This window comes from Jeotgalibacillus salarius (genome assembly GCF_004405125.1).
GTDB lineage: Bacteria > Bacillota > Bacilli > Bacillales > Jeotgalibacillaceae > Jeotgalibacillus > Jeotgalibacillus salarius.
Window position 1 is genome coordinate 214096 of the sequence record NZ_SORX01000006.1, and the last position, 22793, is coordinate 236888.

Annotated in this window: 25 protein-coding genes and 1 pseudogene; 7 read left to right on the forward strand and 19 right to left on the reverse strand. The window is 37.5% G+C overall.

The genetic code is table 11. From position 1 onward, the window contains the following. The first annotated feature begins 122 nt into the window (after nucleotides 1–122). Entirely contained in the window at nucleotides 123–722 is a 600-nt protein-coding gene (locus E2626_RS11995; protein WP_134382003.1) for a hypothetical protein, read from the forward strand. Between the two features lie 103 nt (nucleotides 723–825). On the opposite strand, the gene E2626_RS12000 is transcribed toward E2626_RS11995, so the two are convergent. The 7 genes from E2626_RS12000 to E2626_RS12030 form a co-directional block, all read right to left on the reverse strand. Beyond that, entirely contained in the window at nucleotides 826–1677 is an 852-nt protein-coding gene (locus E2626_RS12000) for a DegV family protein (RefSeq protein ID WP_134382004.1), read from the reverse strand. A 168-nt stretch (nucleotides 1678–1845) separates the two neighbouring features. After that, complete coding sequence (locus E2626_RS12005) at nucleotides 1846–2742, reverse strand: sensor histidine kinase (RefSeq protein WP_134382005.1); 897 nt, start codon at nucleotides 2740–2742, stop codon at nucleotides 1846–1848. Nucleotides 2743–2762: 20 nt separating this feature from the next. Then, a complete protein-coding gene (locus tag E2626_RS12010; RefSeq protein ID WP_134382006.1) occupies nucleotides 2763–3512 on the reverse strand; it encodes an ABC transporter permease in 750 nt (249 codons plus the stop codon). Continuing rightward, complete coding sequence (locus tag E2626_RS12015) at nucleotides 3505–4428, reverse strand: ATP-binding cassette domain-containing protein (RefSeq protein WP_134382007.1); 924 nt, start codon at nucleotides 4426–4428, stop codon at nucleotides 3505–3507. Before E2626_RS12015 ends, E2626_RS12010 begins: the two co-directional genes overlap by 8 nt. Before the next feature lie 83 nt (nucleotides 4429–4511). Further along, nucleotides 4512–5204, reverse strand: a complete 693-nt coding sequence (locus E2626_RS12020; protein WP_134382008.1) for a response regulator transcription factor — start codon at nucleotides 5202–5204, stop codon at nucleotides 4512–4514. Between the two features lie 812 nt (nucleotides 5205–6016). Next, nucleotides 6017–6154, reverse strand: coding sequence for a hypothetical protein (locus E2626_RS17230; RefSeq protein WP_166786811.1), 138 nt, complete (start codon nucleotides 6152–6154; stop codon nucleotides 6017–6019). Nucleotides 6155–6294: 140 nt separating this feature from the next. Next, nucleotides 6295–7356 carry a bifunctional transcriptional activator/DNA repair enzyme AdaA gene (locus tag E2626_RS12030; RefSeq protein ID WP_134382010.1) on the reverse strand — a complete coding sequence of 354 codons (1062 nt, stop codon included), beginning with the start codon at nucleotides 7354–7356 and terminating at the stop codon, nucleotides 6295–6297. 348 nt (nucleotides 7357–7704) lie between these two features. On the opposite strand from E2626_RS12030, the gene E2626_RS12035 reads away from it, so the two are divergent. The 4 genes from E2626_RS12035 to E2626_RS12050 all read left to right on the forward strand — a co-directional run bounded on the left by E2626_RS12035 (nucleotide 7705) and on the right by E2626_RS12050 (nucleotide 10499). Next, complete coding sequence (locus E2626_RS12035; RefSeq protein ID WP_134382011.1) at nucleotides 7705–8373, forward strand: DNA alkylation repair protein; 669 nt, start codon at nucleotides 7705–7707, stop codon at nucleotides 8371–8373. A 213-nt stretch (nucleotides 8374–8586) separates the two neighbouring features. Next, nucleotides 8587–8847 (forward strand): hypothetical protein, encoded by a 261-nt coding sequence (locus E2626_RS12040; protein WP_134382012.1) that lies wholly within the window; start codon nucleotides 8587–8589, stop codon nucleotides 8845–8847. Between the two features lie 182 nt (nucleotides 8848–9029). Further along, complete coding sequence (locus E2626_RS12045) at nucleotides 9030–9794, forward strand: SDR family NAD(P)-dependent oxidoreductase (RefSeq protein ID WP_134382013.1); 765 nt, start codon at nucleotides 9030–9032, stop codon at nucleotides 9792–9794. Nucleotides 9795–10088: 294 nt separating this feature from the next. Then, nucleotides 10089–10499 (forward strand): ABC transporter permease, encoded by a 411-nt coding sequence (locus tag E2626_RS12050; RefSeq protein WP_134382014.1) that lies wholly within the window; start codon nucleotides 10089–10091, stop codon nucleotides 10497–10499. 354 nt (nucleotides 10500–10853) lie between these two features. On the opposite strand, the gene E2626_RS12055 is transcribed toward E2626_RS12050, so the two are convergent. The 9 genes and pseudogenes from E2626_RS12055 to groES form a co-directional block, all read right to left on the reverse strand. Further along, the gene (locus E2626_RS12055) at nucleotides 10854–11315 is read right to left on the reverse strand and encodes a hypothetical protein (RefSeq protein WP_134382015.1); all 462 of its coding nucleotides are present in this window, start codon (nucleotides 11313–11315) and stop codon (nucleotides 10854–10856) included. Nucleotides 11316–11633: 318 nt separating this feature from the next. Beyond that, the gene (locus tag E2626_RS12060; protein ID WP_134382016.1) at nucleotides 11634–13424 is read right to left on the reverse strand and encodes a hypothetical protein; all 1791 of its coding nucleotides are present in this window, start codon (nucleotides 13422–13424) and stop codon (nucleotides 11634–11636) included. A 206-nt stretch (nucleotides 13425–13630) separates the two neighbouring features. Further along, a pseudogene (locus tag E2626_RS17235) lies at nucleotides 13631–13762 on the reverse strand (hypothetical protein); the annotation flags it as partial. 160 nt (nucleotides 13763–13922) lie between these two features. Beyond that, nucleotides 13923–15719, reverse strand: a complete 1797-nt coding sequence (locus E2626_RS12065) for a DUF2326 domain-containing protein (protein WP_134382017.1) — start codon at nucleotides 15717–15719, stop codon at nucleotides 13923–13925. Further along, on the reverse strand, nucleotides 15716–15955 hold the full coding sequence (locus E2626_RS17555) for an ABC-three component system middle component 6 (RefSeq protein WP_424955132.1): 240 nt from the start codon (nucleotides 15953–15955) through the stop codon (nucleotides 15716–15718). Before E2626_RS17555 ends, E2626_RS12065 begins: the two co-directional genes overlap by 4 nt. Next, the gene (locus tag E2626_RS12070) at nucleotides 15939–16490 is read right to left on the reverse strand and encodes an ABC-three component system protein (RefSeq protein WP_166786812.1); all 552 of its coding nucleotides are present in this window, start codon (nucleotides 16488–16490) and stop codon (nucleotides 15939–15941) included. The genes E2626_RS17555 and E2626_RS12070 overlap by 17 nt, the downstream gene beginning before the upstream one ends. After that, nucleotides 16490–16660 (reverse strand): hypothetical protein, encoded by a 171-nt coding sequence (locus E2626_RS12075; protein WP_166786813.1) that lies wholly within the window; start codon nucleotides 16658–16660, stop codon nucleotides 16490–16492. Before E2626_RS12075 ends, E2626_RS12070 begins: the two co-directional genes overlap by 1 nt. Before the next feature lie 157 nt (nucleotides 16661–16817). Further along, complete coding sequence (groL, locus tag E2626_RS12080) at nucleotides 16818–18440, reverse strand: chaperonin GroEL (RefSeq protein WP_134382020.1); 1623 nt, start codon at nucleotides 18438–18440, stop codon at nucleotides 16818–16820. A 62-nt stretch (nucleotides 18441–18502) separates the two neighbouring features. Further along, nucleotides 18503–18787 (reverse strand): co-chaperone GroES, encoded by a 285-nt coding sequence (gene groES, locus E2626_RS12085; RefSeq protein ID WP_134382021.1) that lies wholly within the window; start codon nucleotides 18785–18787, stop codon nucleotides 18503–18505. A gap of 635 nt (nucleotides 18788–19422) precedes the next feature. Between groES and E2626_RS12090 the strand changes: the two genes are divergently transcribed. Continuing rightward, nucleotides 19423–20172 (forward strand): CPBP family intramembrane glutamic endopeptidase, encoded by a 750-nt coding sequence (locus E2626_RS12090; protein WP_166786814.1) that lies wholly within the window; start codon nucleotides 19423–19425, stop codon nucleotides 20170–20172. Further along, entirely contained in the window at nucleotides 20173–20379 is a 207-nt protein-coding gene (locus tag E2626_RS12095; RefSeq protein ID WP_134382023.1) for a YdiK family protein, read from the forward strand. It begins immediately after the preceding gene. A 207-nt stretch (nucleotides 20380–20586) separates the two neighbouring features. Here the strand turns inward: E2626_RS12095 and tatC are convergent, their stop codons facing one another. The 3 genes from tatC to E2626_RS12110 are packed head-to-tail and all read right to left on the reverse strand — an operon-like array spanning nucleotide 20587 to nucleotide 22332. Then, entirely contained in the window at nucleotides 20587–21393 is an 807-nt protein-coding gene (gene tatC, locus E2626_RS12100; RefSeq protein ID WP_134382024.1) for a twin-arginine translocase subunit TatC, read from the reverse strand. 18 nt (nucleotides 21394–21411) lie between these two features. Further along, nucleotides 21412–21600, reverse strand: coding sequence for a twin-arginine translocase TatA/TatE family subunit (locus E2626_RS12105; protein ID WP_134382025.1), 189 nt, complete (start codon nucleotides 21598–21600; stop codon nucleotides 21412–21414). 54 nt (nucleotides 21601–21654) lie between these two features. Further along, entirely contained in the window at nucleotides 21655–22332 is a 678-nt protein-coding gene (locus E2626_RS12110; protein WP_134382026.1) for a redox-sensing transcriptional repressor Rex, read from the reverse strand. Nucleotides 22333–22793: the final 461 nt, after the last annotated feature.

A 22793-nucleotide genomic window follows, 5' to 3' on the forward strand; every position in this document is an offset into this window, starting at 1 on the left:
TTATAAGTATCTATGTTAATATAAATGTACCTAATTTTACAAAACAATCAGACTTTAAATTGTTAAAAAGGCTGAACGAATTTCATGCATAGAGTCATCCCATAATTGGCAGGAGGAATATAATGAAAAAGTTTTTTAATCTGAATACGTTTTACATAGCATTAGCAATCATTGCCCTCAGTATTTTATTCGTTCCGCGTATTTTTGATAAAATCGATTTTCAGACAGAAGGAATCAATTATTTTATTGAACACGATGAAAATTATCATCAAAACGCACATGCTCTTGAGGGTGAATATACAATTGAGATTGATCTGAGTCATCTGGAAAATAATAAAGGTAAAGTGCTTTTTGACGACGGGGAAAACCAAATTATTGTGTCGGAAGTAACTTCTTCCCGGACAGGGGAATATGAATTCTTCTTTAGGGCAAACGGCGTTTCTGATTTGGGAGGTGCCACCATCATATCAGGTGTGGAACACACGCAGCATCATGATGGGTTAACGAGTGATTTTCAAGCAAAAGCAGAAGCAGTGCATCAAGGTGAAACCTATGATTTAACCCCTTCAGCATATACAGGCTTAACCGAGAGTGACCAGGATGAGTTTGGCTTTCATCTGGCATTGCCAAACGATATCATGACTGACCTTGAAGAAAACGGAACGATTGATATAGTAGTGACTGATTTATATATAAACATTTGGGCAAGGAAACCGGTTTGAATTGTGAACCCTGTAATAGACACAACTCCCATACTATTCACTTTGATGATATAAGCGAATAGTATGGGAGTTGTATTTTACACAGAGAAAGGTTTAAGCTTTTCTACTTCTCCAACCCAGCAACCCCAAATCCCCCAGGCCCCGAATGCGTCGAAATCATCCCGCCAGCCTGAATCCATCTCACATTCTTAAATCCATTCTCCTTCGCAACTTCATCCATCCGCTGCTTGATCCCTTCATCAAAACCAATCGAGTAAATCAAATAAAGCTGTTCTCGATCAATATCGAATTCCTGTAAGTAATCACTAAATAGCTTCTCAGTAGCTCCGCTCATTTTCCCGCGGTACTTCTTTGTAGACATCAACTTTCCATCCTTCAATTCTATACATGGCTTTATTTTCAGCAAAGTACCAATCAGAGAAGCCATGTTGCTGACCCGGCCTCCTGCTTTTAGAAACTCCAGGCTGCCTGGGATGAAAGCGAGTCTTGATTTTGGAACGACTGCTTCTATTTTTCCGACTAAGCTTTCCGGTTCGATGCCAGGTTCTTTTTCCAATAAGTCAGCTGCGTACAATACAACCGCAGCTAATCCTCCCGTCACGTTTAGCGCGTCGATCAGGTAAAGATCTTCAAATTCTTCTGCAGCAATCACAGCGTTTTGAAATGATGAAGATGCTTTTGATGTATAACCGATATGTACAATCGTGCAATCAGGAAACTTTTCTTTGATGGATGTAAAAAACTCCTGGTACTCATGAATGTTTGTGGCTGTCGTGGAGGGTATTTTCTTCGTGCGGTCGTAGTAATCATAGATGTCCTGGACTGGTAAAGAACCGTCTAAATAATCTTTTCCATCCATAATGATGTGCATGGGAACGACTTGCAGGTTGTACTTTTCAACTAAGTCCTTCGGTAAGTCCGCACCGCTTTCGGTTGAAAAGATAATTTTTTTCATGTTAAATCCCCCTTGGTTTTTTTAAAGCGCTTACTTTTCCAGTATTATGCTTAACTATACAGGAGATCACTGGTTTAGTAATGTGACAAGTATAATTAATTATATTGAAAGAACTCCTACTCACAATGTGAGAAGGAGTTCTTCCTCTTTAATTATATAAAGTTAAGATCATGCTTTCCATTCACACACCATCTTCAAAACGCCATCATTTAATTCAGCTGAAATGGTTCCATTCATTTTTTTCATCAGACTTTTCGCAATAGGAAGTCCTAATCCCGTTCCTGTTCCCATTCTTGTCTGATCAGCCTTATAAAAACGGTCAAACATGTGATCAACATCAAACCCATTTAGTGTATGGATTGCATTTGTAACCTCAAACTGAGTGACCGATTCTTCCACACGAATACTGACTGTGACCTCTCCACTTGAATGTTTTATCGCATTTAGTAATAGATTTTCTATTACTCTCTTCACAGCTGATGAATCCAGAAGGACCACTACATCGTGATCTGGTATTTGGACAACCGGTTCTATATTTCTATTTTTAAATTCTTCGTAGAAGCCTAACAATACTTCAATTACGGTTTCATTCAATTTAATTCTCTCGGGTTTTAATGGATAATCTTCTTGTTCAACGATCGAAAGTTCAAAGAAATCTTCAAGTAATTCCTTCAGTCTTACAGCGCTTGTTTTGATCGTATCTATATACTCCGCTTTCATTTCCTCACTGATCGCATCAGACTCAAGAAATTGAATGTATCCCATGATTGATGTCATAGGCGTCCGAATATCATGAGAAATATGAGAGATTGCCTGTTTTAATTCATTTTCCGAAGCCCGTTTTTCTGCTATTGCTTTTTTTGTGTGGTCAATCTGGTGGTTTATTTCTACTGCTAAAGCTTCAAAATCCCGATCGTAAAAATGAATATCAACTTTTTTTGAAGATTCTTTTTGATTGAGCAATCGCAATTGATTGGTGGTCTCTTTCATTTCTTTTTTCAGCAAATGAAAACGGATGAGGACATAAATTAAAAGGACTGTTATCAATATAAGTAGATAAAGCATATATCCTCACCGCTTTCTGCTTACTTAATTTCTTTTCTGAGATATATAAAGCTCCCTAAAATGCCAAACACAAAAAATGTAACAATTGGAACGAGAACGAGTTTAAATAACTCACTACCCCCGAGACTGCTTACAATACTGATATCATAGATTAATTTAAAAACTGAGTGATTTACCACAGGTTCAAAGATTGGAACTTTTGCAGCCAGCACCTGGAGAGGCCAGTCAATAAAAATAAAAAACATGAGCAGGAAACCGATTGTTTTTCCGCTATCCGTAAAGATGATAGAAAAAAAGGCCATAATTGAAGCGAAAGCAGCACCATACAATACAATTAACCCGATCGTTCCGAAATAAAATGACCATGCCGGAAGTTCTTCAAATCCAAAGTAAATTGCACTTGTTCCAGTCATAAATATTGGCAGGATTAACGAAATAATGACAGTGCCAATCGAGAATACAATCAGTTTAGCAAAATAAATTTTAATTCTGTTATTGCCGGAAGAGGCAATACTTTTCATCGTACCCATTGCATATTCCGCTGATATATAAAATCCTGCAAGAATACTCGGGATCAGTTTTACAATATTATTGTGTGTCGCCAATATACTTTCCAGATAGTAATCCTTAACCAGTGGCAGATTCGGACCTCCATTATCGAATTCAATGAGGGGAAACAGGACTGACAAGGCAAGAAGCATCAAAGTGAGAAATCTGAACGAGCGGTCTTTTTTCAATTTATACCATTCGGTTTTGATCAGGTTACCCATTCTTCACACCCCCTATAAGATGGCTGAAATAAGTTTCCAAATCTTCCCCCATTGGCATAAATTCTTCGATAATCAGCCCTGCATCCGTTAAGATTTTTGATACTTTACCTGGGGTATCAGTAAAGGCGAATAACTTTAACGTTCCGTCCGGCATGACTTCAAATGCCCGTGTGGCTAATTGGGTTTCAATAACAGCCGTAGCTTTATTAAGGTCGTCCACTTTTATATGAATGTATAACTGACATTTTTCGTTGAGTTCTTTTGCCGACAGCTGTTCAATTAACTCTCCATTGTGAATGATGCCATAATGGGTAGCTAACAGATGCAGCTCGCTTAAGATATGACTGGAGATCAGAATTGTTATCCCGTATTCATGGTTTAGTTTTTTCAGCAACTCACGGATTTCCACTACGCCCATAGGATCTAACCCATTAATAGGCTCATCGAGAATTAAAAACTCCGGATCACCTAATAATGCAATTGCAAGACCTAGGCGCTGCTTCATGCCCAGTGAAAAGTTCTTCACTTTTATTCTTCCCGTATCCTGCAAATTAACTATTTCAAGTGTCTTAATGATTCCTTCTTTTCCGGGAATTCCTTTAAGCAGACGATGCGCTTCCAAATTTTCTACAGCTGTCATTTGAGGATATAATGCCGGCCCTTCAATAATTGTGCCGATTCTTTTTCTGGTGGCAATTAACTCTTGTCCGCTCTTTTTTTCAAATAACTCAAATGTGCCATCAGTTGGATATGCCAATCCTGTAATTAACCTGATTAAAGTGGATTTCCCAGCACCATTTTGTCCAATAAAACCATAAATTGACCCACTTTTAATAGACATACTTACTTTATCTACCGCCATTTTATTTTTGTACTTTTTTGATAACTGATTTGTCTTCAGTATATAATCACTCATTCGGCTTCCCCCTTCATATATTCGACTTCTTTATTATAAGAAGGAAACCATAAGAAATTATTAAATCAAACCTTAAGAAAAGCTTAAGAATTCATTTTATATCCCATGCCCCATATCGTTTCAATATAAGTTTCATCAGGATTAGCTTCATAAAGCTTATTTCTGACATGACTCAAATGAACATTAATTGTGTTGTCATCTCCATAATAAGGTTCATTCCATACCCGCTCGAATAAATCTGCTTTAGCATATACTTTGCCCGGAGAAGAGACCAGTAAATATAAGATGTCGTATTCTCTGGCAGTAAGCTTAACTGTCTTATTATTCACTGTGACTTGTTTTGCCTCAGGCACTATTCTAATGTCCTTATAATTAATTTCAGCAGGTTGTTTTTCAACAGTTCTGCCACCATATCTTCTTAGGCAGGAATCTATTCTGGCTGAAACCTCCTCAACATCAAAAGGTTTTGTTATGTAATCATCAGCACCGCCCCTCAAAGCATTGATTTTGGATTGTGTTTCAAGCTTTGCAGATATAATGATCACCGGACAATCACCAGCGGCAGTCACTTCTTCCAGAATTCTTTCTCCTGACATGCCTGGAAGCATTAAATCAATAAGCACCATGTCCCACCTTCTCTGTTCAAGGTAAATCATCGCTTCAGTACCTGAATAAGCCGGCTTAGGATGATAACCGCTTCTTTTAACAATACTGCAAAGTAAACGGTTAATCGCTTCGTCATCTTCAATTATTAGTATGTCTATTGATTCATTCATACCATCACCCTTTTTTAATAAAATGTTACCGTGTCTGAGACATATTTCGGATACTTGTCACAAAGTTGCATTCTGCTTCAACTATACAAGAAATCACTGGTTTAGTAATGTGAAAATAAACTTCCCGTTGTCATAACCGAATTCGCACGAATAGCTGAAGCATTCATCCCGTCTTTATGAATCAGTCCATCGTGAATAAAAACTGAGGCAAGTAAACGGTCATACTCTTTTTTACGTATATACTCTGATGAGATTCCACCTAAATCGTATAAAATTTCAGGCTGTGTTAATCCGCCAATTGCTGATATATAGAGAAAAGTAATGGTATTTAAAAGTACAAAAATGACCGTGGTGGGGGATAAAGATAAGAAGGTTTCAATCAATTATAGGAAGATTATTGGGATTTTTTCTATCATAACACAAAGAACTCCCTCAAATTTTGAGAGAGTTCTTTCTTAAATAGCGAACTGTTCTGATATATACAACTTTGCTGCAAAGTGTTTATTTAATCGGATTCAGACAGCAAAACTCTATACAACTGATCATCATTTTCCTCAGGATTTCCTCTGCCGTCAGTGTTATTGCTAATAAATTAAAGCGTATCTCCCTCAATGAACAAATTACGTATTCTACCCAGAGCGGATATGAGGGTTTGCTGTTCATTTGTTTCAGGGTTAAATTCCAAAATTGCCGTTCCTCTTAAGGCTGCTACATACAATTTCCCCCTCATGATATCCCATTCCAGATGGTGCCCAGGTCGCATCATCTCCGGAAGTAAACAGTGGGGACACCATATTATCCTGTTTATCAATTCACCATGGAATCTCAAGATTTTCTGCGATCACTTCTATGTCCTGATCAGGTACAGATCCTTCTTCAACCTGTTCGTTTGAAGAGCAGCCTGTTATGAATAGGAATGCGGCGAATGAGATAATTAAAGTGTTTTTCAATTGACTTGAGTCCCCCTCCTTATTTGTATAAATGTTTACCAAACCATACCCCTCATGACCTGACAAAAAATTTTCAAGGTGTTCCACCCATATAAAAAGAAGCTAAAGATCAAACGCTCCTTAACTTCTTTTAGAAATACCTATTCATTTACCTGGTAGTTACTCTTACTTTCCAAGTCTAACAGCCATTTCTTTCTTATACTTCCCCCAGCGTATCCTCCTGTTGAACCGTCGCTGAGGATCACCCGGTGACAGGGAATCACGAGTGCGAGTTGATTAGCACCGTTGGCTCTGGCAACCGCACGTACAGCGGTGGGCTTTCCGATTTCGCAGGCAATATCAGTATAGGACCGGGTTTCACCTGCAGGTATTTTCTTCAGCTTGTCCCATACCATCATTTGAAAAGGCGTTCCCAGCAGCCTGACTGGTGTATTAAATTTGAACAATTCACCTTTGAAATACAGATCGAGCTCTCTTTCGATTAATTCAATCGGGCTGGTCTTTCCCGGAATAATCGCTGAACGGGTTTTGCTCCTGAGTACTTCAATCTCTTTTTCAAGACCGCGCCGATCCACAAATTCCAGGAGAAATAACTGTGTTTCATCTGCAATGGCAACCATGGGGCCTACTCTTGTATCTAACCAGGATGCTTTTAGAATATGATCCTCCTGAACTGACGAAGGAGCCTCTCCCATTATTCGTAAAAATGCATCTCTGAAACCGCTGCTCGATTCATATCCTGTGGTCAGCTGGGCATCAATCATTGGCTTACCAGATCTGATTTCCTTCATTGCAAGACCCATTCTTCTTGCACGCGCATACTGTACAAACGTCATCCCAAAACGCTTTTTGAATTGCCGGCGCGCCGTTGATTCATCCACAGCTAATTCCCGGAAGTCCTTCTCCCTCCACTTCTTCTCTGGATTTTCCTCCACAGCCTGCACCAGGGTTTGCACAAGTTCAGACACCTGGTTCGGATGAGAAAGCGGAGAACACCTTTTACACGGACGAAATGAAGCCAGAAGCGCCTCCTCAGCAGTGTAATAAAACTCACAGTTCTCAAACTTCGGCTTTCTGGCAGGACAAGTCGGCCGGCAAAAAACACCGGTACTTTTTACACCAACAAAGAAAAAGCCCTCGTACTCTGTATTTCTCTCAAGCAACGCATCATAAAACTCCTGCTTTCTATCTCCAGTCATCATCTGAACACCTCAATCTTTACGTATTCTTATCTCTATTATAATCAGAACAAAAACTTTCGCAGCCGGAAATCAGGCATTGATTTTATTCTTTCCTCAACAGTAACTGAGACAGATATATAAGAAATCCCCTCTTAAAGATTGGCTATGGTAGTTGTTTATCATTATATTAAGGACGGTGTCTCTTCTACTATAAATAGAAAAAGCATTGATACGATATATGCTACAATATTAAAAAAGGTAAACATTGGAGACACACCACTGGCATGAGACTTATATCCACATTATGTTCTTGGTATATCTGTTAAGGACTTAGTTTGAAACAGTACTTTAATAAAGGAGTTGGGTAGAATGAATGAAAATAAAGGTACTGAAATAAAACGCTCTTCGAAAGCAGAAAACATTCTCCATCAGATCAATAATAAAACTAAGCTAGGCGACCTGCGAAAAATCGCGAAGGATATTAAAAAAGATCACGAACTAGCTATGGAACTGTGGTCATCCGAATTGTTTCTGCCCAGACTATTAGCAATCTTAATTATGGACAAAAAGCTTCTTTCACAAGATGTGATAAATAAGCTTGATCAGGATATGCAGACTCACACTTTTGATGAACGAAATCATTTAATCGATTGGTTTATGGCTAATCAACTCACCAAAGACAAGAAGAAAATTGCATTGATGGAGTCATGGGAAAATAGCCCTTCTGCTCTTCAAAGGCGAGTTTTCTGGTATTATCAAGGGCGATTGAGATGGACTGGACAAACACCGCCTGAAAACACCGCAGACTTGCTAGCTGCGATAGAAGCTAATATTGCGCAGGAAGAACCGGAAGTTCAATGGGCCATGAATTTCACGGCAGGCTGGATAGGCGTTTATGATGAAAAGTATCGTGCACGTTGTACTAAACTTGGTGAGAAAACGGGTCTTTACAAAGATGAATTTGTATCAAAAGGATGTACGCCCAACTATTTACCGGAGTTCATTACGATTGAAGTTAACAAACGACTTAATAAATAGTTACCTCTGAAAACATATTAGGGTTTAATGCAAAAAATGAAAATTGTAATAGGATTAGCTGTGCAGTACAACTATTCTTAAAATTTCGATCACATCATTTTACCATATAGAATACGGATGGATTCATTGTTAAGTAAATACCCGTTCCATCTGAATGCTCCCTTTTAAATGTATAGTAAAATAAATTTAAAAGATAGAAAGAGAGGAAAAAGGATGCCGCTTAGATGGAAACGAGAAGATATACTATTCGATAGTTTATACGAAGCAGATGTATGGGCTGATTCGATTGGGAATGAAATGTATGCAAGACTGTATGATGGTTATGATACGCGGGATTATAAAATAGCTTATGCCTTAGCCTTCAGACTCGCTGAGGTGAATGAATTCAGAGTTCATACAGAAACGACAATAAATAATGATACAAGATATAAAGTTTGGGTGAGTTTATTGCAAGAGCGTTCCTCAAACTCATAAAATTTATCGTGGATCAGGTTATGATGTGTGGCCGATGTGACATAAAACAATCCGCTAAACCTATGTTTTACAAATCAACACATGGAAAAAATTCAAGCTGTCTTTCACATCATTTGCTTCCTGGTTAAAGTTAACAGTACGATAAGAGAAGCATCATAATACATTTCAATGGAGGAATTCAGATGAAGTATACAGTGATCACAGGCGCAAGCTCGGGAATTGGCTACGAAGCTGCACTCGCTTTCGCATCTCGCGACAAAAACCTGATTCTTGTGGCAAGACGCGAAGCCGAGCTCAATAATCTTAAAGAGAAAATTCAAAGTATGAACGCTGATCTCGACGTCATCATTAGCACAATAGACCTTTCTGAAAGTGAACAGGTTCATGCGTTTTACGAGAGTCTCAAAGAATACGATATTGAAACCTTTGTTAACAACGCCGGCTTTGGAAACAGCGCGGCAGTTGCTGAGCAGGATGTAAAGAAAACTGAAAAGATGCTCCGTGTAAACGTTGAAGCACTCACAACCCTTTCCACCCTTTACGCACATGATTATGCTGACCGGGATGGTGCACAACTCATCAACGTTTCCTCTGACTTAGGGTACAGAATCGTGCCAAATGCAGTTACATACGCCGCAACCAAATTTTACGTAAGCGCATTTACAGAAGGACTTGCACAGGAGCTTCAGGATAACGGAGCTGCCCTGAAAGTGAAAATCCTGGCGCCTTCCATGACAGAAACCGAATTCGTGAAGACTGCACGGGAGATTGATGAGTTCAGTTACAGTGAGAACGTGCAGAAATTCCATACTGCGAAAGAGATGGCTGGGTTTATGCTGGAGCTTTATGATAGTGAGAAGGTTCTGGGGAAGGTAAATAGTGAGAGTTATGAGTTTGAGTTGATGGATCCGGTTTTTGGGTATACTTCGAAGAAGAAGGCGGATTGATTTTTTCATTTAACATTTAAATTACTTTAACATTAGTGATATAATTATGTTTGTAAAGCTGAAGTAGTTCTGTTGTTCAATTGAATTACATTACGTCTTTGTGTTAGAAGCCTTGTAGCGTGTCGTATGATACGTTACAGGGCTTTGTGTGTTTTTGGGGCTTGTTCCCGTGTCAGGTACAAAGTTTTGAGTACAAAGGCAAATTTTCAAGCTAAAGTTGTCTAAATTACAAAAGTAATCATATGTCATACTCTACTAAATAGGCTGGTTTATAACGGATAGGGGATAAAATAAATGTTAAAAGAAATGGAACAGTTTTATAATAAAGTAGCAAAATCACCTAAGGTATTTTTAATATACTCTTTTATAGCGATTCTATTTTTCTCTGGAATCACATTTACATTCAGCATTCCTGGACTGAAGGGGTTTAGTCTATACTTTATGATTTTAGCGCTATTGATGTACTTTCTGGTAGCGAATATCTTTGTCGGTCTATTCAAAGAGAGAGTATGGTTAGTTCTAATGATTGGCTTGCTATTAAGTAGCCTTGGAATGGGTTGGAGATTGTGGCTTGAGTGGGGCGAATATAGCTTGCTTGAATATATGAACCCAACAGTTTATTTTGGCTACCCAATCGTTATCGCTCTTATAATCACAGCATTTTATAGCATTAGCAGTACTATGCGTGGAAGAAATGTTGATTAAATACATACTGTACTGGTCAATTTGCGAAATATTTCACTTAAGTCAACAGTTTACGCTAGTTGAAGAGGCTGCAAAAGAACAAGATTAACTTTCAACATATTCAATCATATTAACGTACTTTGAGTTGTGTTCCGACACAATCATTGATCAAAATATTTTAAAATGTATCATCATTTCTCTGGAGCCAGGTTGTCTCTTAAAATGTTTCTTGTATCAGTTAAAACTCCTACAAAATTTCGTTAACGATCTAAATGAAATTGTGTGAGAATCGTCCAGGACAGGGACACATCTACACAACCATTTAGAAAAAGCCTTCCATTTATGAATGGAAGGCTACTTTATTGGATCTAAAAATCAAATTTCTTCAACATCAAGTTTTTCTTCTACCTCTGACAGTAACACATTATACTCTGATAAAATTTGCTGCAATTCCTGATTGACTTCAGTTTTCTCTTCAATCGTAGAGGCTGAATTGAATTGTTGAAAATTATCAATCACTCTTCTTGTAAATTCTTCAAACTCTCTGGACAGACTTTGATCGTTTAACAAAATACCCAGGATTGATTGTCCGTGATCAATCAGACTGGTTGTATATTGAGCATTTAAAGTCATAGACTCCACTTCTGCATTGTTCATAAGTTCCTGCTGTTGAACGTTCAAATTCTGCAATTGAGTTTTGTAATGAGTTGTTAAGCTTACACTGATCTCTTCATAAAACTCTACTTCTTTATTTAGGTTATCATTATCAATGATAAAGTAGACTGATATTGGAATAATAAGTACTACCAGCAAAGTTAATATTGCTTTTAATTTCAAAAAATCACTCCTTATAATTTTACTGAAGTGGCAAGATCAACATAGCCAGTTGTAACTCGAAGTACTTGTGGTAAAGCCAACTCCTTTACAGCGTTCCCTGTGACAGAAACAACTTCCACACAATTTCGTCGACTTATATAAATGAATTAAATTGTGTGAGAATTGTGTTCGACACAGGGTCACGGTCACTAAAGTTACCAATCTGCGAAAAGTGTTTTTATGTAAATTGGGATTACACCATCCACTCCATATTATCAACCATTAAAGAGTATCTTTGTTTATATTAAAAATTTCTTGATTTTGTCTCCGTGTAATTTACTATTCTTCGTTTGCAATTAGAGTTTTTTCTATTAGCATTTCTGAATAACCAATAGCATCGTAGGGCAAGTCATACATTTCACCAATTAACCAATCCGACATTATATATCTAAATCTCCCATCCATATTTGTCAAAAGGTTAATTTCCCTTATTAGTAATATATCTACGTTTTCCATTTCAAAATTGGATTCTGGCACTAACTGGAGGATTTCATTTACTCTTGGATCCTCGCAAAATAGAATAATTTTATCTATATGGAAAAAGGATTCATTTTTATAAAAGTCCTTGATAGTAGATACTATATTCTTAGTTAAATAATTCTCATTATTATCTTCAGTTATAAAAAAATTATGATACCTTAATTTCCAGTCAACAATTATTGTTTTCAAATATGAACTAATTCTCTTATTAACTAGTAATTGTATTGAGTAATCTTCAAATCGGTCTGAAGCAATCTGTGTAGCAAACTTTTTAACTATTGGTTCTAATCTTAAGTTCAAATCTAATCCTAATTTCATTTCAATATTTGCTTGCCTATAGTAAGTAATTTTCTCATTGATTAATGTATCTAAATAATGAGCATCAATAATAATAATATTCCTATATTGTGAAATTGATCCTTCTAATCTTTTCTTAATAAGAGCGTCACTTCTTAGCCTTATATATTTAAAGTCAAAATCATATAATAAATCTAAATCTAAAACCAAACTCTCTAAACCGTTTTCTATAATAAATTCTTCCCTAGGGATAAAGGTAGTTGGGGAAGAATTAATCATGTATCTTAAAGGAATTAATTCATTACTAGCAGAGCAATCTCTTAAAAACGTAGCAATATTCAAAGAAGGAAGTATTGCATATTTAACTTCGTTTGCACATCTTTTGATCCACAGTTTTATTTGATCTGTTACACTGAAAGCATTAATAGTTATAAAAACTCTAGAATTAGTCTGAAAATCATAAAACACTACATAATGGGGGATTACAGTATTTAAAGTCTTCACAATAGATTCAAGGACATACTTATTTTCCTTTAATTTTTTTTGAATAGCTTTATCAAAGAAGTATCTATAATCACCATTGTAACTAGAAGCATAAAAGATTGTATCGTATCTACAAAGTAACGAAATTACATTTTTATTTTCAATATTATTTGAGAAATGATACATAAGATCTTTACACCATTTTATGTCATCCCCCAAATATAAACCAAAATATGCCCCTCCAACTCCATATTGAATATAATGATGTTTTAAGGACATACACTGTAATGTGCTGATTACATTAGCTAAATAAATCCCATTGTCGTTTTGATTTTCATTATCATACTCATTGATAACTTCTTTTATAGCTGATGACAAATTTGGAATTAAGTTACCTGAGCCGATACTTATAAATTCTTCTATTTCTTTAAACTTTGAATTTTTCAAGTGAAATATTCTATTTTTATCTTCAGTTTTGGAAATTACAATAAGTTCGAATTCATCGCTAGTATATGAGTTGCAAATCATATATAGAATTTCTTTAATACTAACTGTATCTATATAATAAAAATTATTTATCACATCTAAAGCTAATTTTTCATCATTACAACTATAAGCAACAGCTGTATTCTCATTTACTTTAATTATTTTCTGTGAAGTTTCTCGAACCCAATAATTGGTATACAAACCTTCTATTTCACCAAATGAGGATGTTCCAGTTAAAAAGTCTTCCTCCAATAAAGTTGAAGTTATAGAATCCGCTAGTAAAAATACATGTTCGTTCTTTTTCCATGCAACACAATATGTCATAAAATTTCTCCTTTCAACCCCAACCTATTCCAACTATGTATATTTTCTTCGAACTGTATTAATGATTCAATAAGAAACTGATTCATAACATGATATTAGCAATTCTTCATAAGACTAACTATATGAGTTTTCTAATTAAACAGAAATTAAAAAAGCGTCCCCCCCCTATAAAACAGAGTTTGACGCTCTTGTATGAGAATTGTGACTTACATCGTTCCGCCCATATCAGGCATTCCGCCGCCGCTTTCCTGTTCTGGAATGTCTGCTACGACAGCTTCTGTTGTCAGGAACATTGCTGCTACTGATGCAGCGTTTTGAAGTGCTGAGTGTGTAACCTTTAAAGCGTTCCCTGTGTCAGATAAAAATCCCATACAATTTAGTTCAATTATATAAATACCTTGAATTATGAGGGAATTGTGTGCAGCAGAGGCTCACATTTTAATATTTATTTAAATAAATATTAAAATCATTTTCAAGAAAAAGAGCGACTATAAAGCATTAAAAACTAGTACCAAACAACCTTCCTTCATTGTTTTCTCTATCATCTAAAGTTATTGTTATTTCATCATCCTTTATGCTAAATAATTCATCTTTAGAATTTCTTGGTATATCTTCTTCTAAAGCTGTAAATATGTATTGAATATTTTTAGTTTTACACAATTCTCTTACTTTATTTATATATTTGATTTTTTTTGTATCCGACATTGATTCCATACTTCCATCATGGTAAACAAATTGGTAGAATCTATTAGTTGGATAGTTAATTAACACTGCTAAGTCAAAACAAACACAGAGCATTTTTCTATAGGAATATCCATCAGATTTAGATGTCAATTGATTTTCATCTAAACCAACAATTTTCACTTTAAAATCAATATTATTTGAACCATTGATTTCATAAAATAAGATAGCTGTTTCACCTAATATTTCTAAAACCAATTGAGAAAAGTCTTTTTTGATAGCTTTAAATAAATCACTACCATTATTTATATGGCTTTCAATTTTTTGAATCAATTTTTTTAAGACATCAGACTTTTCTCTAATATCATTGTCTATATCTTTAAGTATGTCGTAGTTGTCAATTTTGCTCAATAGATTGCTAATGTCGTTATCTAATTCTACCAAAGTCATTTGATACTTCTTAAATTTAGCAAAAGAGTCCTTTTCTTTTAATACTGATAAAATTTCGTTCCTTCTTCTATTTTCTAGAATTAGTTCTTGGTTAACTTTGTTAAGTTGGTTTTTTAAATCCGCTAAATTTTGTATTAAATAACGGTTTCTTTCTTCTGTAATATCTTGGTTAAACTTAATTAATGCATCATAATCTTTTTTCAAATGACCGGGAAATAGTATTTCCATTTCGCTGAACAAATCATAAACTTTTTTCATATCAAATGGTATGCTATTTTTAATTGAATCTTCCGTTTTCTCAAGTTCATATTTAATTTTATATTCTTTGCTGTTTAAATTAGATATTTTAGCCTCTATGTCTTCGATTAATTCTCTATTTAGATCTCGCTCTTTTAAATAAAAGTCAAAATTATCTATCTTAGTTTCAAGTTGTTCTTTTTTCAAATAATTAATATCTAACAGTGATTGTATTTGATCAAGTTCGTTAATATTTAAATTCAAGTTAGTTTGCAATTCAGTTAACTGACGCTGACAACTGGCAATTTCAGATTCCAATAGATATTTTTCTTTCAAAAAAGACCCATTGAAACCAAATAAGTCTGCAATTGCTGGTTTCCAATTTGAGTCTGAACCTTTAAATTTTGTTAATTTAAAAACCTCATCATAATCATACTGTGTTCTTAGAAAATAATTTAAATACTGTCTATAATTATAGTGAAATAACTCATCAAACCCCCAATACCTATTTAAAACTTCCTTAGGATTTCTCTCCTTGTCCTCTGTAGTTAAAGGTAAATCTTTATGATCCCAATTAGTTTCGTAACGAAAATCTTGTTTACCTTTAGAATGAAATTTAAAAGAAACTTTGGTATTACTTTTAACTTTTCGTTTTATTGTTATAAAATCATCTTCAGATTTCTTAAGCTCCATAAAAAAGATATGATTTTGAAATTTATCAAAATGATCTTTTAAAAAATTCCCCTTTTTGATTTCTTTTAAAAACATAAAGTCAATTAAACTAATTAAAGTGCTTTTACCAAGATTATGGGAATCGGATTCTAAATTTTCCTTATTAATTACTTTTCCCATAATTATATTTAACTCGTCACTAAAATCTAGCTCTCTAAATTTTTTATTATTTGAATATATCTTTGAAATTTTCATAATAGCAGCTCCACAACGTCTAAGTCCTTATTATAATGAATTTTACCTAATGCATACAAAAAAGTTAATGACAGATTGAAAAGTTCCATGAGTCCTTCTTCTTCGATTTCCCTGGAAACAGATCTGTATAAATCTTCATATGGATACTTGTTTTTTTCTTTAAGTTTGTGAATTATAATGTAGCTGAGGTTAAAAATCGAAAGTTTTAAATCCATATATTTATGAGGTCTTATCATATTTTTCACCTATATCACAGTTATAATACATAAAATGGAGAAATACCCAAATCAAATCTTTATCAAAAGGTAAATCATTGCTTGCCTTTTCTACTACATAAGTGTAAATAGCATCGAAGATTACTTCAAAACGCTCAAAGTCATCTCTGTTACAAACAATTTTACGATTTATTTCTCTTGTAGTGCTTAAATACATTTCTAGAAACCCTTTATTCCTTGGGTCTTGGAGAAAAATGGTTACCTTATCAAAGTAGGCTAGATTATCTTGTTTTATGTGTTCGAAGTATTTTTCGGATAAATTGTTTAAATCATTTTTCATTTCTATGTGAGGTCTTTCTAAATCTCTTGTATTTTCCACAATATCACTAATAACCTCAACGTCGTCTGAGAACACACATATAATTTCCTTAAGATCATCTTCATAAAACCTTATAGGATGAGGATTATAATTGTATATGTGATTAATTTCATTTATGTCCCTACCTGCTGATTTGTTATCTCTTCCAACAATTGCTTGCATAATTTTAGAAAACATTATTTTATGTCATTCCCTGCAGTTTTATTATCTCTACCAAATACTGTTTGTTTCCTTGAATTATCTTGAGTTAAGTTATTTGTTATTTTGACAACTTGATTCGCAACAAACAAACTAATTATTAGTGATAAAATTGAACAAACTCCTGCAATAAAAGTAAAAGTATCCATAACTACCCCCATTTTTTTCAAAAAAAGATTAAAAAGCCCTTTATTAGGACTATTATATCATTTATCTTTTTTTGGTCAATATTCATAAAAATTGATATTCAACAATAAAAAAACTCCTCTTACCAAGTAAGAGGAGTTTTCTTATTGAACGGATGACTTACATCATGCCGCCCATTCCGCCCATATCAGGCATTCCGCCGCCGCCATTCTCTTCTGGAATGTCAGCTACAACAGCTTCTGTTGTTAGGAACATTGCTGCTACGGATGCAGCGTTTTGTAGTGCTGAGCGTGTAACCTTTGTTGGATCCACGATACCAGCTTCGATCATGTTGACCCATTGGCCGTTGGCAGCGTTGAAGCCTACGCCAACTTCTTCTTTCTTCAGGCGGTCAACAATGATTGATCCTTCAAGGCCTGCGTTGTGTGCGATTTGACGGATTGGCTCTTCAAGTGCGCGAAGCACGATGTTGATACCAGTTGCCACGTCTTCTTCAGCTTCGATCGCAGCGACTTTGTTGTATACGTTCACTAGCGCTGTACCACCACCTGATACGATACCTTCTTCAACTGCTGCGCGCGTTGAGTTCAGGGCATCTTCAATGCGGAGTTTACGCTCTTTCAATTCAGTTTCAGTTGCAGCACCAACTTTGATGACTGCTACGCCGCCTGCAAGTTTTGCAAGACGTTCCTGAAGCTTTTCTCTGTCGAAATCAGAAGTTGATTCTTCGATTTGAGAACGGATTTGTGAAACGCGTCCGCCGATTTGCTGAGCGTCTCCAGCACCTTCAACTACTGTTGTGTTTTCTTTTGTAACAACAACTTTTGCTGCGCGTCCAAGCTGTGAAATGTTTGCAGACTTCAGATCAAGTCCAAGGTCTTCAGTAATCACTTCACCGCCAGTCAGGATTGACAGGTCTTCAAGCATTGCTTTACGACGGTCGCCGAATCCTGGTGCTTTTACAGCGACTGCATTGAATGTTCCACGAAGCTTGTTCACAACAAGTGTTGCAAGTGCTTCACCTTCAACGTCTTCAGCAACGATTAGCAGTGATTTGTTCTGCTGAACAACCTGCTCAAGTACAGGAAGAACTTCCTGGATGTTGTTGATCTTCTTATCAGTGATCAGGATATATGGATTTTCAAGAACTGCTTCCATCTTGTCAGAGTCAGTTACCATGTATGGTGATGCGTAGCCGCGGTCGAATTGCATACCTTCTACAACATCAAGCTCTGTCGTGAAGCCTTTAGATTCTTCAATTGTAATAACGCCGTCGTTTCCAACGCGCTCCATTGCTTCAGCGATCAGCTGGCCAACTTCTTCGTCAGCTGCAGAGATTGCCGCAACTTGTGCGATAGACTCTTTGCCTTCGATTGGCTTAGAGATTGCTTTCAGCTCTTCAAGTGCTGCAACAACTGCTTTTTCAATCCCTTTACGTACGCCAACAGGGTTTGCACCAGCTGTAACGTTTTTCAGACCTTCACGGATCATTGCCTGTGCAAGAACCGTTGCAGTTGTTGTACCGTCACCTGCGATTTCATTTGTCTTGCTCGCTACTTCAGCTACAAGCTTTGCACCCATATTTTCAAATGCATCTTCAAGCTCGATTTCTTTAGCAATCGTTACACCGTCATTTGTAATCAGCGGTGAACCGAATTTCTTTTCAAGAACAACGTTACGTCCTTTTGGTCCAAGCGTTACCTTTACTGCATCAGCAAGCTGATCAACACCGCGAAGCATTGCACGGCGTGCTTCTTCACTAAATTTAATTTCTTTAGCCATTTGTAAGGTTCCTCCCAGAGTTTAAATATGATTTTAAATCGTTATGTTTTTAAATGATTGAATTAGTTTACGACAGCCAGAATATCACTTTCGCGAAGGATTAAGTATTCTGTGCCCTGGTATTTCACTTCTGTACCAGCGTATTTAGAGAAAATGATACGGTCCTCAACAGATACCTCAAGCTCAACACGTTCGCCATTTTCAAGCACACGTCCTGTACCTACGGCAACGATCTTACCTTCCTGCGGCTTTTCCTGCGCACTGTCCGGAAGTACAATCCCGCTTGACGTTTTCTCTTCAGACTCTACCAGTTCAATTATTACGCGATCACCTAATGGTTTTAACAAGTGAAACAACCTCCTTGAATTATGTTCTTCGTTTATTAGCACTCTATATATATGAGTGCTAACACAAGTATTAGTTTAAATAATCTCACTACTTTTTGCAAGTATTAGACACGCAAATTTTTAAAAATTTCCTTAAGATAACCACTGCCCTTTTCCGCAGAGAACTTCGCTTTCCGCGGACGAACGTTCGAGTCTCCTCATGCAGAAGATCACTCCCCTGCGAGGTATCGAACGCCCTTTTTTCCACAGAAGCCTTCGTCCTCCACTACAAGAGGCAGCTCAGTTGAGTAAAATGAATATGTAATTAGATGGGATTTTGAAAAGTGCACCTCCTTTTTTAAAAGTGAGCTTGTCCTTCTTTATTAATAATTGCGTTATGACAATACTCTCCAGCTGCCCTTCGGAGTGCAGGACGCAGACTCCCGCCCCGAAAAGGGACAGAGGATACTCACCTCCTGGAAGCAGGAAAGCGAAGTCCTGCATGGAAAAGGGCAACGGTCTCTAAGAAATCAGTATATGCACATCCTTTTCACAAAATGTCTACTTAATCCGTCCGACACGGCAGCTTTGAATTGAAGGCGGTGTAGTTCAATAGTAGAATGAACTGTATGAATCTTTTTTAAAGGGGTATGCCTGTGAACCGCACCTTTCTCATTATATTAATTACTTACGTGGCTATGCAGCTTTCTACATTTATAGCTGTGCCGATTGCGTTATTTATCAGCGGGATGGTTAGTGACAGTGAACCGGCCGTGCTACTGTATCAGATATCCGGCTATTGGATCTTCATCAGCTTTACAATTGCGCTCATTATTATTTTGCTTGTGATGAACAAAAATAAAGGCGTGATGGACCTTCCAGGTAAAAAAGCAACGCCCGGAATGGCAGCGCTTTGGTCGTTTATCGGGATATTCCTGGCGTTCTTCAGTCAGGCGATTGCGGTCGGAATTGAGTCGCTGATTGGAATTGATCCGGGGTCACAGAACACAGCTGACATTATCAGTCTGCTGTCATATGTCCCGCTTGCAGCTGTTGCAGTTGCAGTAATTGGACCAATTTTAGAGGAAATCGTCTTTCGTGGCGTGATCTTCGGCTGGTTCTACCGTAAATATAATTTCTTTATCTCAGGGTTGATCAGTGCACTGATTTTCGCGGTGATTCATTTTGATTTCACCCATATTTTGATTTATGCGGCAATGGGCTATGCATTCGCGTTCCTTTATGCATATACTAAACGCATCATCGTACCAATCATCGCGCATATGGCGATCAATACATTTGTCGTGATGACGCAGTTCTTCTTCGCTGAAGAACTTGAACGGCTGATTGAAATGAGCGAAACTGCATTCGTGCTGTGGCGCTTTGTATTAGGAGGAATTTTGTAAATGAAATCTCCATTAGGGCAAGGAATCTTCTATCTGATTCTTGGGGTCTTCTTCATTTATTTCGCTGTAAATAGCGTGAACGAAAACGGCTGGGGATTCTTCGCCTACCTGTTCGTTGCCTTCGCAACCTACGATACCGGCGCAGGACTCCGACTGATTGGACTCCATTTTAAGATTAAGAAGCATATGAAAGACAAGAAGAAGTAGCGGCTTGAGGCCGCTGCTTTTTTGTTTGTGGCTGGCATTTGCGGGATGGGTATTTGGTCATGAAGTGGCGAACCTGGCATGAGATACGTCGAACACCACGTGCTTTGCGTTGAACAAGCGGGTCTAAGTATTGAACATCGCCTTATGAGTGGCGAACACAACACCTTTTTCGCCGAACCATCCCCCACAAAAAAAAAGCAGCCGGGATCACTCCCCGCTGCTTTCCTTTTTCGCAAGCTCGCGGTCGATCCGCTCCCTGCGTTCCTGTTCTTCCTGCTCAAGTCTTTCGGCTTCCGCTTTTTGCGCTTTCTTGTAACCGATTTTCGCGATCCACAAGCTGATTTCATAAAGCAAAATCAGTGGCACCGTTACGATCATGTGCGAGAAAATATCAGGTGGTGTCACGAATGCTGCGACAACAAGCAGTCCGAAGTATGCGTACTTACGGATGCTTGCCAGAAACATTGGTGTGACGATGCCCAGTCTTGTCACAAATAACATAATCACCGGCAGTTGGAATAAGAAGCCGAATGGAATCGTCATTTGGAATAAGAACTGGAAGAATTCATTAATCCCGATGACCTGTTCAATCTCCAGATTGTTCGACAGGTTCATCATGAAACGGACAACGAATGGGAATAAAATAAAGTATGCAAATGCCAGACCTGATAAAAACAGAATGACCGAAGCCGGAATATAACTGAGCGTTACTTTCCGCTCTCTGTCCTGCAGACCAGGACTGATAAACGCCCAAAGCTGATACAGTATAATTGGTGCCGTCATGATCAACGCAGTGAACATGATAATCTGGAAATAGATCTTTACAGGATCCGTTACCCGGAATGCGTTCAATGTCATTTGCGCGGCTTCGTCTGAAGACTGAAGGAATTTCATCAGCGGTTCGGCTAAGAAAAACCCTCCTACCATCGCAATGACAAAGAAAACGACTACAATGATGAGTCGTTTTCTTATTTCACCTATATGTTCATGGACGGTCATATCTTGCTGGTTCATATGGCCACCATCCCGTAATTATTGCTGTTTTTCATCTTTTTTCGAATGTTTTACATCATCGTCGTCATCTACAAGTCCTTTTGTCGCATCCTTGAATTCACGAAGGGTGCTGCCTGCTGCTTTTCCTAGCTCCGGCAGTTTTTTAGGACCAAAAATTAATAATGCAACGACTGCGATCACGGCAAGGCTGATTCCACCTGGTAACATGATGCATGCACCTCCTCTTTCTCCTCTAATCATAAATCAAAATAAGCTGTTTGGCTATTCTATATTATCTTCTAATTGTGACGTTTCTACGTCATCTGTACTGTAATGCTTTAAGAAGTAAATGAGCGACTGAAGCTCGACAGCCAGATCAATATGATGAATTCTCATATGCTCCGGAACCGTCAGTCTCGCTGGTGTGAAATTGAGTATGCCTTTTACATTTAAATCAACGAGCCGATCCGTAATTTTCTGCGCAGGACCAGCCGGCACTGTCAGGATTGCAACCTCAATGTCGCTGCCCTTCACTCTGTCTTCAAGCTCGTCCATGGCATAGACCGGTACATCACCAATCGATGTATCCGCTTTTTTCGGATCAGCATCAAACGCCATTTCAATCTTCGTATTGTTATTCTTAAGGAAATTATAATGTAAAAACGCAGTACCAAGGTTTCCGACACCAATCAGCACTACCTTCGTCGTTTCATCCTGATCAAGCGTTTTACGGAAAAAGGACAGCAGGTATTCTACATTATAACCATAACCCTTTTTACCAAGTGCACCAAAATACGAAAAGTCCCGTCTGATTGTCGCTGAATCAACCTTGACAGCCTCACTCAGCTCTTTTGAAGAAACACGCTGCTTTCCTGATGAATGCAGGTTCTTCAAAAAGCGATAATAAAGCGGCAGCCGCTTCGCAGTTGCCTGAGGAATCTTCATTTGTTCCTGACTCATTCCTGTACTCCCCCTAAATCCAACAGTGCCCACGAGACACCGCATATAAAGTGAAGCTGTGAACGCTTCCAAAATGTAAATTTGTCGATGCTTCTTTCAAGACCGCTGACCCTCTCCGCAGAGGGCTTCGATTTCCTGCCCCCGGGCGGTGAGCCCCTCCATGCTTCGCATGAATGGTCTCACCTGTCCCTTTCCGGGGCGGGAGTCCTCGCCCTCTACTCCAAGGGTCAGCTGAGTTACAATTAAAACTTAAAATTGCTTATTAAAGCTTCAATTATGAATGGAATTTAATTAATATACCTTTTTCATAAGAACAATGATGTCTTATGCACAGCGTTGATCGCAGTGGAAGGCGGTGACTCCGGAACGATAAGCGGGACAGCTGAGACCCCGCAGCCTAAGGCGAGCGATAAAGATAGGACCACAAAACGGTCCTCCGCTCGGAAAGCATCCGCCTGGAA